This is a genomic window from Pelomonas parva, from assembly GCF_043555835.1.
Lineage (GTDB): Bacteria > Pseudomonadota > Gammaproteobacteria > Burkholderiales > Burkholderiaceae_C > Pelomonas > Pelomonas parva.
Map to the genome: position 1 here is coordinate 91,568 of NZ_JBIGHV010000006.1, position 13,641 is coordinate 105,208.

A 13,641-nucleotide genomic window follows, 5' to 3' on the forward strand; every position below is an offset into this window, starting at 1 on the left:
CATGAAATTGAACCTGACCCCACTTTTTGCAGCGCTGCTGCTGGCGGGCTGCGCCTCGGTCGGCAGCGTCGACCCGGCCCAGCTGCTGCAGGCGCCCGCCGCCTACAAGGCCACGGCCGCTAACGACGCTCCCGCGCTGACCGCCAGCTGGTGGCATCCCTTTGCCGACCCGGTGCTGGACGACCTCGTCGGCCGCGCCATGGCGGCCAACACGAGCGTGCAGGCAGCCGCCAACCGCCTGGCGCAGGCCCGCGCGGCGCTGGGCGGCGCGGAGGCCTCGCGGCTGCCCCAGGTCGGCGTCGCCGCCGGCGCCGGCCGCGCCGCTGAGCCTGGCGCGCAAGGCACGACGCAATACAACGCCGGTCTGAACCTGGCCTATGAGCTGGACCTGGGCGGCCGCCTGCTGCACGAGCGCAATGCCAGCGCGCTGGACGTGCGTGCCCGCGAGCAACTGCTGGCCGACGCCCGCCTGCTGGTGCAGGCCAACGTCGCCCGCGGCTATCTGGCGCTGCGCGCGCTGGACGCCGAGCGCGAGATCGTCCGCGGCACCGTCGCCGCCTACGGCGAGACCTTGTCGCTGACCGAGAAGCGCGCACGGGCCGGCGACGTGGCCGACCTCGACGTGGCCCGCGTGCGCGCCGAGCTGGCCGCCAACGAAGCCGAGTCCTTCGCGCTGGACCGCCGCCGCCTGGAGCTGGAAACGGCGCTGGCCGTGCTGCTGGGCGAACCGGCCTCCAACTTCCGCCTGGCGCCCGTCGCGTGGTCCACCGCACTGCCCACTGTACCCGCCGGGCTGCCGAGCGAGCTGCTGCAACGCCGCCCGGATCTCGCCGCCGCGCAAAGCCAGCTGCAGGCCGCGCAGGCCCGCGTCGGCGTGGCACAAGCCGCGTGGTGGCCCAGCCTGGCGCTGACGGCGCAGGGCGGCGGCGTGTCCAGCGAGCTGTCCAACCTGCTGAAGAGCGGCGCCAGCACCTGGGGCGTCGGCCTGCTGGCGGCGCTGCCGATCTTCGACGGCGGCCGCCGCGAAGCCGGCGTCAATGCGGCCAGAGCCCAGCTCGACGGCACGCAAATAGCCTTCCGCGAGCAGTTCCTGCTGGCGCTGAAGGACGTGGAAGACCAGCTCGGCGCGCTGTCGCTGTTGCAGCAGCAGGGCGAAGCCAATGCACGCGCCGTCAGCGCCGCCAGCCAGGCGCTGCGCCTGTCCGACACGCGCTACCGCAACGGCCTGGTGAGCCAGCTCGAACTGCTGGACGCACGCCGCAGCGAGCTCGCCAACAAGCGCGCCGCGCTACAGGTGCGCTCGGCCCAGTACCAGACCACAGTTGGGTTGATCCGCGCGCTGGGCGGCGGCTGGACGGGAGCCTAAGGCAAGGTCTTGCAGTTCGGCTTGCAGACCACCTCGTTGCGGCCCAGCAGCCGGATGGACTGAAGGCTCGCAGGGGAGCGGTGCTTGCCGCACTTGAAGCAGGAGCGGGTGTGGCCGCTGCCGAGGAAGGGCGAGCCGCCCACCTTCGACTGGTAGCGAAGGCCATCTTGACGGACCGCCGTCACGGAATCTTTGCTCATTCTTCGCACGGTTCAGGACGAAGTGTGCATTGATGCACACCGCGTATGACAGCGCTAGCTCGCAAGCCCGCAGTTCGGCCTGAAACCACGGGCTTCCCCTACCCGCAAGCGCGGGGTCTGGCGCCAAGGACAATGTGGCCCCGAACCCGACCCCGACATGGCCAAGCTATTTTTCCGCTACGCCGCGATGAACGCCGGCAAGTCCACCGCGCTGCTGCAGGTGGCCCACAACTACGAGGAGCGCGGCCACCGCGTGCGCATCTTCACGGCCCGGCTGGACGACCGCTACGGGCACGGCTTCGTCACGTCGCGCCTGGGCCCGCAGCGCGATGCCGAGCAGTTCGACGCCGGCACCGACTTCCAGGCGCTGATGACCGCCAGCCCGGGCATCGCCTGCATCCTCATCGACGAGGCGCAGTTCCTGACCAAGCTGCAGGTGCAGCAGCTGCACGAGATGGCCCACCTGCGCAACCTGCCGGCCATCTGCTACGGCCTGCGCACGGACTTCCAGGGCGAACTCTTCCCCGGCTCGGCCACGCTGCTGGCGCTGGCCGACGAGATGGACGAGATGAAGACCATCTGCGACTGCGGCCGCAAGGCGACGATGAACATGCGCGTGGACGCCAACAACCGCAAGGTCACCGAGGGCGCACAGGTGGAGATCGGCGGCAATGCGCGCTACCGCTCGGTCTGCGGTCGCTGCTTCCGACAGGGGTAGGGGCCTGACGGGCTCCTAGCGCAGGCCCAACGTGTCCTTCAGCGCCGTAGCGGCGGCGTCGCCCTTGGCCTTCTGCACCCGCTCAACGAGTTGCAGCGCGAGCGCCTGCAGGTCGGACAGGCTGTCGGCGCGCTCGACTTCCAGCGCGAAGGCATAGCCCTTGAAGGGGCCCAGCAACTTGGTGGCCGCACCGCTCAGGTAGGTGTAGAGGGCGGCCCGGTCCAGCAGCAGCGAGCCCCCAGCGGATGCGGTTGCGGCAGGCGCTGGCGCGCTCGAGGCAGGCGCCTTCGCGGGTGTCGGTGCTGGCGGCGGCGCAGTGCCACCAGGCGCGCCGCCCTGGGGCGCGATCAGGCCCTGCTGACGCAGTGTTTCGAGATCGGCCTCGGTCGCGCCGGTCACGAGGCGCAGCCACTCGCCGGCCGGCTTGCTCGCGTCCAGCACGAGCAGCAGGTTGCGTGCAGCGCGAGACAACGGCACGGCGCGCGCCCGGATTTCAGCGCGGCCAGCTTCAGTTTTGGAATGCAGCAGATCGAGCACGGTGGAGGCGTCCCCCCGCTGCGGACACACCGCACGCGGGTCGGGTCAAAGAACGGCGATCAGGTCTTGTCCCGCAGCTCCCGGCGCAGGATCTTGCCTACGGGCGTCTTGGGCAGGTCGGTGCGGAACTCGACGATCTTGGGGCGTTTGTAGCCGGTCAGGTTGGCTTCGCAATAGGCCCGTACATCGGCCTCGGTGAGATTCGGGTCTTTCTTCACGATGACCACCTTCACGGCCTCGCCGGCCTTGGCGTCCGCCACGCCGACGGCCGCGCATTCCAGCACGCCGGGCATCAGCGTCAGCACATCCTCGACCTCGTTCGGGTACACGTTGAAACCGCTGACGAGGATCATGTCCTTCTTGCGGTCCACGATCTTGAAGTAACCCCGCTCATCGACGGTGCCGACATCGCCGGTGCGGAAGAAGCCGTCGGCCGTCATGACCTTGGCGGTCTCGTCCGGGCGCTGCCAGTAGCCGGCCATGACCTGCGGGCCACGAATGGCGATCTCGCCGCGCTCGCCCAGCGGCACTTCATGGCCGTCGTCGTCCAGCAGCTTCAGCTCGGTCAGCGGCATCGGCAGGCCGATGGTGCCGCTGTAGGCCGTGCTGTCGGTCGGGTTGCAGGTGGCCGACGGCGAGGTTTCGGACAAGCCATAGCCCTCGACGATGGGGCAGCCGGTCTTCTCCAGCCACAGCTTGGCCGTGGCCTGCTGCACGGCCATGCCGCCGCCCACCGAGATGACGAGCTTGCTCCAGTCGACCGTGCCGAAGTCGGCATGGTTGGCCATCGCCATGAACAGCGTGTTGACGGCCGGGAAGCTGTGGAAGCGGTGCTGCGACAGCTCCTTGAACATCGCCGGCAGGTCACGCGGGTTGGGCACCAGCACGTTCGCGCCGCCCATGTGCATGGACAGCATCATGTTCGTGTTGAAACCGAAGATGTGATACAGCGGCAACGCGCAGATGGTGACGACCTGCTCGCCCTTGGGGATCTTCTTGAGCGCCGGCTGATACCAGGCCTCGCTCTGCAAGATGTTGGCCACCAGGTTGCGGTGCAGCAGCACCGCGCCCTTGGACACGCCGGTCGTGCCGCCGGTGTACTGCAGCACGGCGATGTCATCCGGGCCCAGCTTGGGCGCCTGGTAGGTCGCGCTGCGGCCTTTCGCTAACGCATCGTTGAAGCGCACGGCGCCGGGCAGCTCAAAGGCCGGCACCATCTTCTTCACCTTACGCACGACGTAGTTGACGATGCTGCCCTTGACGAGGCCCAGCATGTCGCCCATGGCCGCCAGGATGATGTGCTTGGTCGGCACACTCTTGAGCACCTGCTGCAGCACCGAGGCGAAGTTCTCGATGATGATGATGGCCTTGGCGCCGGAGTCCTTGAGCTGGTGCTCCAGCTCGCGCGGCGTGTACAGCGGGTTCACGTTGACGACGACATAACCCGCCCGTAGCACGGCGGCCACGGCCACCGGGTACTGGAAGAGGTTGGGCATCATCAGCGCGACGCGGTCGCCCTTCTCCAGGCCCAGCGTCTGCAGGTAGGCGGCCAGCGCGCGCGAGGCGGTGTCGACCTCGGCAAAGCTGATGCGCTTGCCCATCATCAGGTAGGCGGGCTGGGCGGCGTGCTTCTTGAACGCGGTGTCCAGCAGGTCGACGAGGCTGGGGTAGAGCGCCGTGTTGATTTCGCGCGGCACCTCGGCGGGGTAATGCTTCAGCCAGATCGGCTCCATGGCCTGTCTCCTCTTGTGGGGTGCGGGCGATTCTGACCGATGGCTGACAGTGCACCGATCAGGGGATTCGATAGCGCGCTAGGGGGACCGTGCCTAGAACGCGCTGCCCGTCACTTGCGGTGCTGCGGCCTCGGCGAGCGATGCATCGACAGCCTCGCGATGGAACAGATCCAGGTACGGCTGATAGCGCCATTGGCGATTGCGGCCGTAGCCGGTGACCTCGCGCAGCCAGCCCCGCGACTCGAAGTCGGTGAGCAGCTTGAGCGCGGTCGGGAAGCTGCACTGCAGCCATTCGGCAGCACGAGGGGCAGACACGCTGGGCTGCACGAGCAGCCGGTCCAGCAGTGCCAGCGCACGGGCGTTCTTCGCGACTGCGCTGCGATGGGTATCGCGCATCTGCACGATGTCGCGCGCCGTCTGCGTGGCTGCACGGGCGGTCTGGCTCACTCCGCGCAGGAAGAACCCGACCCATGGCTCCCAGTGCCCCTGGCTGCGGATAGCGGTGAGGCGGTCGTAGTACTCGGCCCGATGAGTCTTCAAAAACAAGGACAGGTAGAGCAGCGGGCGCGACAGCGCTCCCTCGGCGCACAGCAGCAGCGTGATGAGCAGGCGGCCTACGCGGCCATTGCCGTCCAGGAAAGGGTGGATGGTCTCGAACTGCGCATGCACGAAAGCGCAGCGCACCAGCAGCGGCAGCTCTTCCCGACTGCCATGCATGAAGCGCTCAAGCTGTCCCAACGCTGGCGTGACTTCGTGCGGTGGCGGTGGGATGAACGCGGCGTTGCGCAGGCTGCTGCCGCTGCCGCCTATCCAGTTCTGACTTGTGCGGAACTCTCCTGGCGACTTGTCGCCGCCTCGCACGCCTTGCATGAGTTCCGCATGAATCTCGCGCAGCAGCCGCAGCGACAACGGCAACTCCGCCAGCCGCGCGAGACCATGGTTCATCGCTCGGACGTAGTTGACGACCTCTTCGACGTCCTTGGGCGTGTCGGCTTCCATCGCGTCGGTCTCGAAGGCAAGCACGTCTTCGAGGGTGCTCTGCGTGCCCTCGATCTGTGACGAAAGCACCGCCTCGTGCCGCACGTACATGGCGACGAAAAGGTCGGGATTGGGTAGCAGCGTGGCGAGCGCGTCGAGTCGACCCAGGTCCCGATCAGCCTGCGACAGCAGGGTCTGCAGCGGCCCGTCGATCAGCAGCGGCGGGTCGGGCGGCAGGGGCGCTGGGACAAAGGCCCGATAGCCCGTGGGCTGCTGCATCCAGCGGCCGGCGCGCAGGGGTTGATCGGCCATGCATCAGCTCCAGAACTTTGAACAAGCGGGCTGAATTAAACACCATGTTCAATTTATCGGCCAATTTGTTTAACAAGCTGGTCGATGCGACCACCATATCAAAGCTGGAGCTACTCCACCGCCTTCAGCATGTCCTCCACGACCTTCTTCGCATCGCCAAAGACCATCATGGTCTTGTCCATGTAGAACAGCTCGTTGTCCAGGCCCGCATAGCCGGCGGCCATGGAGCGCTTGTTGACGATGATGGTCTTGGCCTTGTAGGCCTCCAGGATGGGCATGCCGTAGATGGCGCTGCCCTTCACATGGGCGGCGGGGTTCACGACGTCGTTGGCGCCCAGGATGATGGCCACGTCGACCTGGCCGAACTCGCCGTTGATGTCTTCCATCTCGAAGACCTGGTCGTAGGGCACCTCGGCCTCGGCCAGCAGCACATTCATGTGGCCCGGCATGCGGCCGGCCACCGGGTGGATGGCGTACTTGACGGTGATGCCCTTCTCGGTGAGCTTGGCGGCCAGTTCCTTCACCGCATGCTGCGCGCGTGCCACGGCCAGGCCGTAGCCCGGCACGATGACGACGCTCTCGGCGTTGCCGAGCACGAAGGCCGCGTCGTCCGCGCTGCCGCTCTTGACGTTGCGCTGCGCTGCACCGCCGGCTGCAGCCGTCGTGGCTTCGCCGCCGAACCCGCCCAGGATGACGTTGAAGAACGAGCGGTTCATCGCCTTGCACATGATGTAGCTCAGGATCGCGCCCGAGCTGCCCACCAGCGAGCCAGCAATGATCAGCATGCTGTTGTTCAGCGAGAAACCGATGCCGGCTGCCGCCCAGCCCGAGTAGCTGTTCAGCATCGACACGACGACGGGCATGTCCGCGCCGCCGATCGGGATGATGAGCAGCACGCCCAGCGCGAAGCCCAGCAGCACGATGAGCCAGAAGTCGATGTCCGACTGCGAGTGCCAGAAGCCGAACACGAAGAAGGCCGCCGCCAGGCCGAGCACCGCGTTCAGCGCATGCTGGCCCTTGAAGACCACCGGCGCGCCCTGGAACAGGCGGAACTTTGATCCGCCCGACAGCTTGCCCCAGGCGATGACGGAGCCGGTGAAGGTGATGGCGCCGATGAAGGCCCCCAGCGCCAGCTCGATGCGGTTGCCGCCGGGAATGGGCATGCCCTTCGCGGCGATGCGGAAGGCCGCCGGCTCCGCCACCGCCGCCACGGCGATAGCGACTGCCGCCAGGCCGATCATGCTGTGGAAGAAGGCGACCAGCTCGGGCATCTTGGTCATCTCGACGGTCTTGGCCCGCCAGGCGCCGTAGCCACCGCCGACAACCAGGCCCAGCAGCACCCAGCCCAGGCCGACGAGGCTCGCACCCTCGCCCGCCAGCTTGACGATGAGAGCGCCGGTGGTGAACACGGCAATCGTCATGCCGGTCATGCCGAACAGGTTGCCGCGGATGGACGTGGTCGGGTGCGACAGGCCCTTCAACGCCTGGATGAAGCAGACGCTGGCGATCAGGTAGAGCAGCGTGACGAGGTTGAGGCTCATGCCTTGCCCTCCTTCTCGGCGACCGGCTTCTTGTCCTTCTTTTTGAACATCTCCAGCATCCGCCTCGTGACGAGGAAGCCACCAAAGATGTTGACCGCCGCCAGCGCCACGGCCAGCACGCCCATGCCCTTGGCGAACGGCGTCTCGGTGAGCGCCGCCGCCATCATGGCGCCAACGATGACGATGGCCGAAATCGCATTGGTCACGGCCATCAGCGGCGTGTGCAGCGCGGGCGTCACCGTCCAGACGACGTGGTAGCCCACGTAGATGGCCAGCACGAAGATGATGAGGTTGATGATGGTGGGGTCAACGATTTCCATGGTCATGCCCTCGTGACTTGGCCGTCTTGCGTGACGCGGCAGGCCGCGACGATGTCGTCATCCAGCGGCACGTTGAACGTGCCCTCCTTGGTGATGACGAGCTTCAGGAAGTCCAGCACGTTGCGGGCGTAGAGGGCTGACGCATCGGCCGCGACCAGCGCCGGCAGGTTGGTCTCGCCGACGATGACGACGCCGTGATTGGTCACCGTCTTGCCGGCTTCGGTCAGCGGGCAGTTGCCGCCCGCGGGCGCGGCAATGTCGACGAGGACGGAGCCGGGTTTCATGGCCTTGACCATCTCCTCGGTGACCAGCACCGGCGCCGCGCGGCCGGGGATAAGCGCCGTCGTGATGACGATGTCCGCCGCCGCGACACGCTTGGCGACTTCGGCCTTCTGCCGGTCCAGCCAGCTCTGTGGCATGGGGCGGGCGTAGCCGCCGACGCCCTCGGCCGCCTCCTTCTCCTCGGCGGTTTCGTAGGGCACGTCGATGAACTTGGCGCCCAGCGACTCGACCTGCTCCTTCACCGAGGGCCGCACGTCGCTGGCCTCGATGACGGCGCCCAGCCGCTTGGCCGTCGCGATGGCCTGCAGGCCCGCCACGCCGACGCCGAGGATGACGACGCGCGCCGCCTTCACGGTGCCAGCTGCCGTCATCAGCATCGGGAAGAAGCGCTGGTACTTGTCGGCCGCGATCATGACGGCCTTGTAGCCGGCGATGTTGGCCTGGCTGCTCAGCACGTCCATGCTCTGCGCGCGTGTCGTGCGTGGCGCAGCCTCGAGGGCGAAGCTCGTGAGCCCCGCGCCTGCCATCGCCGTCAGGCCGTCGCGGTCGAAGGGGTTCAGCATGCCCACAAGCGCCGTGCCGGGCTTCATCAGCGCCAGCTCGTCGGCACCAGGTGCGCGCACCTTCAGCACCAATTCGCTGGCCAACGCGGCAGCCTGGTCGACGATCTCGCAGCCAACCGCCTCGTAGGCAGCATCGGTCACGCTGGCGGCGACGCCCGCGCCCGACTCGATGCGCAAGCTGTGGCCCTGGGACTTGAGCTTCTTGGCCGTCTCGGGTGTGACGGCCACACGGGTCTCTCCGGCCGCGCGTTCGCGCGGGACGCCTATCTGCATGAAAGCTCCTGTCGGGGGCTGGGGTTGCGAGGCAGCTTACACAATGCCCGGGCCCGCCCGGAGCGGGAATGCGAGAGGAAGAAGCATGGTTGCCACAGAGAGGTTCCGCCCCAGCGTCACGGTCGCGGCGGTGATTGAGCGCGACGGGCGCTACCTGCTGGTCGAGGAAGAAACCCCCGAAGGCCTGATGCTGAACAACCCGGCAGGCCATGTGGAGCTGGGCGAAAGCCCGATCGAGGCGGTCGTCCGTGAGGCGCTGGAGGAGACGATGCGGGCCTTTGTGCCGGAGGCTTTTCTGGGCGTCTACCTCGCCCGTTTCCTGCGGCCGGCGCGATTAGAGGATGTGACCTATGTGCGCCTCGCCTTCAGCGGCTCCGTCGGCGAAGAGATTGCCGGCCGCGTGCTGGACGAGGGCATCCGCCGCACGCTGTGGCTGAGCGAGGCGGAGCTGGCCGCCTGCGCGGAGCGGCACCGCAGCCCGCTGGTGCTGCAATGCGTGCGCGACCACACGGCCGGCCGGCGGTTGCCGCTGGAGGCGGTCTACAGCCATGCCTCGCTGCAGGCGCCACTGGTCAAGGGCTGATCAGCTCGACGGTCGGGAAGTAGGTGGCGAAACGCGCCGCATCGCGCGTCAGCAGCGGCCAGCGCTTCACGGCGGCGTGGGCACCGATGAAGAAGTCCGGCAGCACTTGCGCCTTGGCGCCGCCACGCCGGCGGTACTGGGCGAAGGCCTTGGCGGCCAGGAAGAGCGCCGCACGCGGTGGCTCATGCAATTGCAGCCGCATGCCGGCGACGGCCTCTTCCAAGGCCTCCAGCGTCGAGTACGACAGCGACAGCTCCGCATAGATGACCGGGTTGATGGCCAGCTCATGCAACTGGCTCTGTGCCCGCAACTGGCCGATGGACCACTCGGCCCACTGCGGGTCGTCCTGCACCACGTCGATCAGGACGTTGGTGTCGACCAGCAGCGTCATGCGTCGCGCAGCAGCTTCATCAAGTCATCGGTTCGCCAGGGCACATCGGCACTGCCGCGCACGGCGTCGAAGCGGTCTCGCGGCTTCGCGGATTTGCGGGCCGGCAGAGCGGGCTGGATGACGAGTTCGCCCGCCGCATTGACGCTGAAGCGCACCCTCGCGCCGGGCTCCAGGCGCAACTGCTCGCGGATGTGCTTGGGGATGGTGACCTGCCCCTTGATCGTCAGCGTGGTGTCCATGGCGCCGGCTTGAGTATTACGTTGAACGACAGCGTAGTACACCGCGCTCGACATAACCAGCCCGCGGATGCAGCGAAGTGGACATGAGCCTGCAGGACTGCGGGCCGAACCAGCGTTTGGGACAATCGCGCCCATGAGTTCCGAGAAAAAGCATCGAGTGGTCGTCGGCCTGTCCGGCGGCGTCGACTCGGCCGTCACCGCCCACCTGCTGAAGCAACAAGGCCACGAGGTCATCGCCATCTTCATGAAGAACTGGGAAGACGATGACGACGACGAGTACTGCTCGACACGCCAGGACTTCCTGGACGCCGCCTCGGTGGCCGACGTGCTGGGCATCGACATCGAGCACGTCAACTTCGCGGCCGAATACAAGGACCGCGTGTTCGAGAGCTTCCTGCGCGAGTACCAGGCCGGCCGCACGCCCAACCCGGACGTGCTGTGCAACGCGGAGATCAAGTTCAAGGCCTTCCTGGACCATGCGATGCGGCTGGGCGCCGAGAAGATCGCCACGGGGCACTACGCGCGGGTCCGTGAAGTTGCTGGCGAGTTCCAGTTGCTGAAAGGCCTGGACCCGCTGAAGGACCAGAGCTACTTCCTGCACCGGCTGTCGCAGGCTCAGCTCAGCAAGACGATGTTCCCGGTTGGCGACCTGCCCAAGACCGAGGTGCGCCGCATCGCCGCCGAGATCGCGCTGCCGAACGCGAAGAAGAAGGACTCCACCGGCATCTGCTTCATCGGCGAGCGCCCGTTCCGCGAGTTCCTGAACAAATACCTGTCGCACCAGCCCGGCCCCATCAAGGACGAGCGCGGCCGCAAGCTGGGCGAGCACGTGGGCCTGAGCTTCTACACGCTGGGCCAGCGCCAGGGCCTGGGCATTGGCGGCGTCAAGGACAAGGGCGCACCGCGTGGCGGTGGCGAGCACGAGCCCTGGTTCGTCGCCGCCAAGGACCTTGAGCGCAACACCCTCGTCGTCGTGCAAGGCCATGACCATCCGCTGCTGCTGAGCCCGGCCCTCGTCGCCGACGACCTGAGCTGGGTCGCCGGCCGCGCGCCCGCCGTCGCAGAAGCTGCCGCCAAGACGCGCTACCGCCAGGCGGATGCGCGCTGCAGCGTCGGCTTCGACGCGGCGGGTCAGCTCACGCTGCGCTTCCCCGAGCCGCAATGGGCCGTCACGCCGGGGCAGAGCGCCGTGGTCTACGACGGCGACGTCTGCCTGGGCGGCGGTGTCATCGCGCAAGCCCTCGCCGAATGACCAAGCTGGACAGGCTGCTCGCGCGCCTCGCCGAACCCGGCGTCGTGCTGCGGCTGGCGGCGCTGGTGGTCTGCGCGATGGAACTGGTCAGCGCCGGCTCGGCGCTGCTGGGCGCGCGCACCGAACCCTATGACGGCCTGGTCGCCTGGCTGTGGCGGCAGTTCGGCGGCGACGCGAGCGACCGCCGGCTGCTGCTGATCTGCGTCGGTCTGCTGCTGGCCTTCGCGGCGCTGATGTGGCGCCTGGCCAGCCAGGGCCAGGGGCCGACGACAACGAACCGGCGGCTGGCCTGGCTGCTGCTCATCGACCTGCTGGCCTTCGGCGTCACGCCGGGCCTGCCCTTTCTCGTCACGGCACTGGCCGCCGTCGTGCTGCCGGCGCGGCTGGCGCTGGGCTTCGCGGCCGCGCAGGTGCTGCTGAACACCGGCATCTACGTCTACGCGTCCACCACCGCCTGGCTGGACCAGTTCGGCATGCTCAGCTCCATGCTGGCCCTGCACGGCCTGGCCTTCGGCCTCGGGCGCATGGCCGCCGCCGAGGCCGAGAAGCGCCGCTGGCTGCAAGCGGTGCTGGCCGAGCAGCTGTCGGGCGAGCACCTGCTGGCCGAGCAGATGCGCTACAGCGAGCGCATGCAGATCGCCCGCGAGCTGCACGACCTGATGGGCCACCACCTGACGGCGCTGAACCTGCAGCTGCAGCTGGGCGGCGCGCTGCTGGCGCGGGCAGACGCAGGCGGCGCCGGTCAGGCGCTGGGCCGCGCGCAGAACGTGGCCGCGCAGCTGCTGGCCGATGTGCGCGAGTCCGTCTCGCAGCAGCGCAGCTCGCAGCGCATCGACCTGTCCGCCGCGTTGCTGGCGCTGGCCGAGGGCATCGCCAGCACGCGCATCGAGCTGTCGCTGGGCGACGCTGCGCGTGACCTTGGCCCCCGCGCGGCGCATGCCCTGCTGCGCTGCGTGCAGGAAGGCGTCACCAACAGCGTGCGCCACGCCGGCGCGCGCCGGGTGCAGGTGGAGCTGCAGGGCGACGGCGACGAGATCACCGTCAGCATCGACGATGATGGCCGGGGCGCGCCCGGCTGGCATGAAAGCCGGGTAGGCAATGGCCTGTCCGGCATGGCCGAGCGCATGACAGAACTGGGGGGGCAGATGCGCGTGACGCGTACCGGCCCGGGGTTTCGAATCGAGCTGAGATGTCCACGATGGGTGTGATCAAGATCCTGCTGGTCGAGGACCAGCAACTGGTGCGCGAGGGCCTCAAGGGGCTGTTGGCGCTGCATGACGACATGCTGGTCGTCGGCGAGGCCAACGACGGCGCCGAGGCGCTGGAGTGGCTGGCCGCCGCGCCCGCTGAGGCCATGCCCGATGTCATCCTGTCCGACATGCGCATGCCGCGGCTGGACGGCGTCGGCCTGATCCGCGCGCTGGCCGCGCGCGCGCTGCGTCTGCCGGTGCTGCTGCTGACGACCTTCGACGACACGGCCGCCTTCGACGAGGCCGTGCGCGCCGGCGCCAAGGGCTTCCTGCTGAAGGCCATCAGCCCCGAGACGCTGGCCCAGGCGCTGCGCGACGTGCATGCTGGCGGCACGGCGCTGCGGCCGTCGCTGACCACGCGCATGGAGGCCCGCGGCGGCGAGCGCGCCTTCACGGCGGCCGACCACCCGGACCCACTGAGCCCGAAGGAGCTGCAGGTGCTGCGCCTGGTCGCCAGCGGCCGCAGCAACACCGAGATCGCCAGCCTGCTCGGCAACAGCGAAGGCGTCATCAAGAACCACTGCTCGGCCATCTTCTCCAAGATGGGCGTGCGCGACCGCACGCAGGCGGTGCTGCGCGCTATCGACCTGGGCTGGATCTAGCGGGAGCCGCGAGCTGCAGCACCCAATAGCGCTGCAGCTTTCCCGGGCCGGACACGCAGGCCAGGCCGAACTCCTCGAAGTCGGCCGCCATCAGGTTCTCGCAATGCGCGGCGCTGCCCAGCCACTGGGCCAGCGCCTCGTCCAGCGTCTCCGGGCCGCCGGCCAGGTTCTCGCCCGACACGCGCATCGCATAGCCCGCCTCGCGCAGCCGCGCGCGCAGCGTGGCGCCATTGGTACTGGCGTGAGTCAGTCGGTCGAAGGCGGCCAGTTCCTGGGCATGGCGCAGGGCGGCTTCGCTCAACGTGGCATGCCAGCGCAGCGCGGGCGCCGCCGGCCAGGTGCGCTCGCCGCAGCGCTGGGCCTGGGCGCGCAGCGCGTTCAGCACCCGCGTCGCACTTTCCGCGTCGGGCTGGCAATCTGCCGCCAGCACGGTCGGCGCCATGACGAGCAGGCCCAGCAGCGACAACGGCAGCACACGCATACAGGCATCCTAGCCTTGCC

The 13,641-nt window shown here is 68.4% G+C and carries 16 protein-coding genes; 6 read left to right on the forward strand and 10 right to left on the reverse strand.

The window, feature by feature from the left end; genetic code table 11:
• Position 1: 1 nt before the first annotated feature.
• Positions 2-1,366 carry an efflux transporter outer membrane subunit gene (locus ACG00Y_RS16945; protein WP_394480804.1) on the forward strand — a complete coding sequence of 455 codons (1,365 nt, stop codon included), beginning with the start codon at positions 2-4 and terminating at the stop codon, positions 1,364-1,366.
• Here the strand turns inward: ACG00Y_RS16945 and ACG00Y_RS16950 are convergent.
• On the reverse strand, positions 1,363-1,566 hold the full coding sequence (locus ACG00Y_RS16950) for a hypothetical protein (RefSeq protein WP_394480805.1): 204 nt from the start codon (positions 1,564-1,566) through the stop codon (positions 1,363-1,365). The two genes, ACG00Y_RS16945 and ACG00Y_RS16950, sit on opposite strands and share 4 nt — an antisense overlap.
• Before the next feature lie 157 nt (positions 1,567-1,723).
• Between ACG00Y_RS16950 and ACG00Y_RS16955 the strand changes: the two genes are divergently transcribed.
• Positions 1,724-2,284, forward strand: a complete 561-nt coding sequence (locus ACG00Y_RS16955; RefSeq protein ID WP_394480807.1) for a thymidine kinase — start codon at positions 1,724-1,726, stop codon at positions 2,282-2,284.
• Positions 2,285-2,299: 15 nt separating this feature from the next.
• On the opposite strand, the gene ACG00Y_RS16960 is transcribed toward ACG00Y_RS16955, so the two are convergent.
• The 6 genes from ACG00Y_RS16960 to ACG00Y_RS16985 all read right to left on the reverse strand — a co-directional run bounded on the left by ACG00Y_RS16960 (position 2,300) and on the right by ACG00Y_RS16985 (position 8,823).
• On the reverse strand, positions 2,300-2,761 hold the full coding sequence (locus ACG00Y_RS16960) for a hypothetical protein (RefSeq protein WP_394480809.1): 462 nt from the start codon (positions 2,759-2,761) through the stop codon (positions 2,300-2,302).
• Between the two features lie 119 nt (positions 2,762-2,880).
• Positions 2,881-4,554 (reverse strand): long-chain-fatty-acid--CoA ligase, encoded by a 1,674-nt coding sequence (locus tag ACG00Y_RS16965; protein WP_394480811.1) that lies wholly within the window; start codon positions 4,552-4,554, stop codon positions 2,881-2,883.
• A gap of 93 nt (positions 4,555-4,647) precedes the next feature.
• Positions 4,648-5,844: a Fic family protein gene (locus ACG00Y_RS16970; RefSeq protein ID WP_394480813.1), complete on the reverse strand. Its 1,197-nt coding sequence runs from the start codon at positions 5,842-5,844 to the stop codon at positions 4,648-4,650.
• Between the two features lie 110 nt (positions 5,845-5,954).
• On the reverse strand, positions 5,955-7,385 hold the full coding sequence (locus ACG00Y_RS16975; protein ID WP_394480815.1) for an NAD(P)(+) transhydrogenase (Re/Si-specific) subunit beta: 1,431 nt from the start codon (positions 7,383-7,385) through the stop codon (positions 5,955-5,957).
• A complete protein-coding gene (locus ACG00Y_RS16980) occupies positions 7,382-7,705 on the reverse strand; it encodes an NAD(P) transhydrogenase subunit alpha part 2 (protein ID WP_394480817.1) in 324 nt (107 codons plus the stop codon). Before ACG00Y_RS16980 ends, ACG00Y_RS16975 begins: the two co-directional genes overlap by 4 nt.
• A 2-nt stretch (positions 7,706-7,707) precedes the next feature.
• On the reverse strand, positions 7,708-8,823 hold the full coding sequence (locus tag ACG00Y_RS16985) for a Re/Si-specific NAD(P)(+) transhydrogenase subunit alpha (protein WP_394480818.1): 1,116 nt from the start codon (positions 8,821-8,823) through the stop codon (positions 7,708-7,710).
• A gap of 85 nt (positions 8,824-8,908) precedes the next feature.
• Between ACG00Y_RS16985 and ACG00Y_RS16990 the strand changes: the two genes are divergently transcribed.
• On the forward strand, positions 8,909-9,406 hold the full coding sequence (locus ACG00Y_RS16990) for an NUDIX domain-containing protein (RefSeq protein ID WP_394480820.1): 498 nt from the start codon (positions 8,909-8,911) through the stop codon (positions 9,404-9,406).
• Here the strand turns inward: ACG00Y_RS16990 and ACG00Y_RS16995 are convergent.
• Positions 9,396-9,797 (reverse strand): type II toxin-antitoxin system VapC family toxin, encoded by a 402-nt coding sequence (locus ACG00Y_RS16995; RefSeq protein ID WP_394480821.1) that lies wholly within the window; start codon positions 9,795-9,797, stop codon positions 9,396-9,398. The genes ACG00Y_RS16990 and ACG00Y_RS16995 overlap by 11 nt on opposite strands.
• Positions 9,794-10,036, reverse strand: coding sequence for an AbrB/MazE/SpoVT family DNA-binding domain-containing protein (locus ACG00Y_RS17000; RefSeq protein WP_394480822.1), 243 nt, complete (start codon positions 10,034-10,036; stop codon positions 9,794-9,796). The genes ACG00Y_RS16995 and ACG00Y_RS17000 overlap by 4 nt, the downstream gene beginning before the upstream one ends.
• 133 nt (positions 10,037-10,169) lie before the next feature.
• Between ACG00Y_RS17000 and mnmA the strand changes: the two genes are divergently transcribed.
• The 3 genes from mnmA to ACG00Y_RS17015 are packed head-to-tail and all read left to right on the forward strand — an operon-like array spanning position 10,170 to position 13,140.
• Complete coding sequence (gene mnmA / locus ACG00Y_RS17005) at positions 10,170-11,288, forward strand: tRNA 2-thiouridine(34) synthase MnmA (protein WP_394480824.1); 1,119 nt, start codon at positions 10,170-10,172, stop codon at positions 11,286-11,288.
• On the forward strand, positions 11,285-12,496 hold the full coding sequence (locus ACG00Y_RS17010) for a sensor histidine kinase (RefSeq protein WP_394480826.1): 1,212 nt from the start codon (positions 11,285-11,287) through the stop codon (positions 12,494-12,496). The genes mnmA and ACG00Y_RS17010 overlap by 4 nt, the downstream gene beginning before the upstream one ends.
• Entirely contained in the window at positions 12,487-13,140 is a 654-nt protein-coding gene (locus ACG00Y_RS17015; RefSeq protein ID WP_394480827.1) for a response regulator, read from the forward strand. The genes ACG00Y_RS17010 and ACG00Y_RS17015 overlap by 10 nt, the downstream gene beginning before the upstream one ends.
• On the opposite strand, the gene ACG00Y_RS17020 is transcribed toward ACG00Y_RS17015, so the two are convergent.
• Positions 13,118-13,621, reverse strand: coding sequence for a CAP domain-containing protein (locus ACG00Y_RS17020; protein ID WP_394480828.1), 504 nt, complete (start codon positions 13,619-13,621; stop codon positions 13,118-13,120). The genes ACG00Y_RS17015 and ACG00Y_RS17020 overlap by 23 nt on opposite strands.
• Positions 13,622-13,641: the final 20 nt, after the last annotated feature.

What these genes read in the sequence shown, in the direction of transcription:
- ACG00Y_RS16945 (WP_394480804.1), top strand. Translation starts at nt 2, where the DNA reads ATGAAATTGAACCTGACCCCACTTTTTGCAGCGCTGCTGCTGGCGGGC.
- ACG00Y_RS16950 (WP_394480805.1), bottom strand. Translation starts at nt 1,566, where the DNA reads ATGAGCAAAGATTCCGTGACGGCGGTCCGTCAAGATGGCCTTCGCTAC.
- ACG00Y_RS16955 (WP_394480807.1), top strand. Translation starts at nt 1,724, where the DNA reads ATGGCCAAGCTATTTTTCCGCTACGCCGCGATGAACGCCGGCAAGTCC.
- ACG00Y_RS16965 (WP_394480811.1), bottom strand. Translation starts at nt 4,554, where the DNA reads ATGGAGCCGATCTGGCTGAAGCATTACCCCGCCGAGGTGCCGCGCGAA.
- ACG00Y_RS16970 (WP_394480813.1), bottom strand. Translation starts at nt 5,844, where the DNA reads ATGGCCGATCAACCCCTGCGCGCCGGCCGCTGGATGCAGCAGCCCACG.
- ACG00Y_RS16975 (WP_394480815.1), bottom strand. Translation starts at nt 7,385, where the DNA reads ATGAGCCTCAACCTCGTCACGCTGCTCTACCTGATCGCCAGCGTCTGC.
- ACG00Y_RS16980 (WP_394480817.1), bottom strand. Translation starts at nt 7,705, where the DNA reads ATGGAAATCGTTGACCCCACCATCATCAACCTCATCATCTTCGTGCTG.
- ACG00Y_RS16985 (WP_394480818.1), bottom strand. Translation starts at nt 8,823, where the DNA reads ATGCAGATAGGCGTCCCGCGCGAACGCGCGGCCGGAGAGACCCGTGTG.
- ACG00Y_RS16990 (WP_394480820.1), top strand. Translation starts at nt 8,909, where the DNA reads ATGGTTGCCACAGAGAGGTTCCGCCCCAGCGTCACGGTCGCGGCGGTG.
- ACG00Y_RS16995 (WP_394480821.1), bottom strand. Translation starts at nt 9,797, where the DNA reads ATGACGCTGCTGGTCGACACCAACGTCCTGATCGACGTGGTGCAGGAC.
- ACG00Y_RS17000 (WP_394480822.1), bottom strand. Translation starts at nt 10,036, where the DNA reads ATGGACACCACGCTGACGATCAAGGGGCAGGTCACCATCCCCAAGCAC.
- mnmA (WP_394480824.1), top strand. Translation starts at nt 10,170, where the DNA reads ATGAGTTCCGAGAAAAAGCATCGAGTGGTCGTCGGCCTGTCCGGCGGC.
- ACG00Y_RS17010 (WP_394480826.1), top strand. Translation starts at nt 11,285, where the DNA reads ATGACCAAGCTGGACAGGCTGCTCGCGCGCCTCGCCGAACCCGGCGTC.
- ACG00Y_RS17015 (WP_394480827.1), top strand. Translation starts at nt 12,487, where the DNA reads ATGGGTGTGATCAAGATCCTGCTGGTCGAGGACCAGCAACTGGTGCGC.
- ACG00Y_RS17020 (WP_394480828.1), bottom strand. Translation starts at nt 13,621, where the DNA reads ATGCGTGTGCTGCCGTTGTCGCTGCTGGGCCTGCTCGTCATGGCGCCG.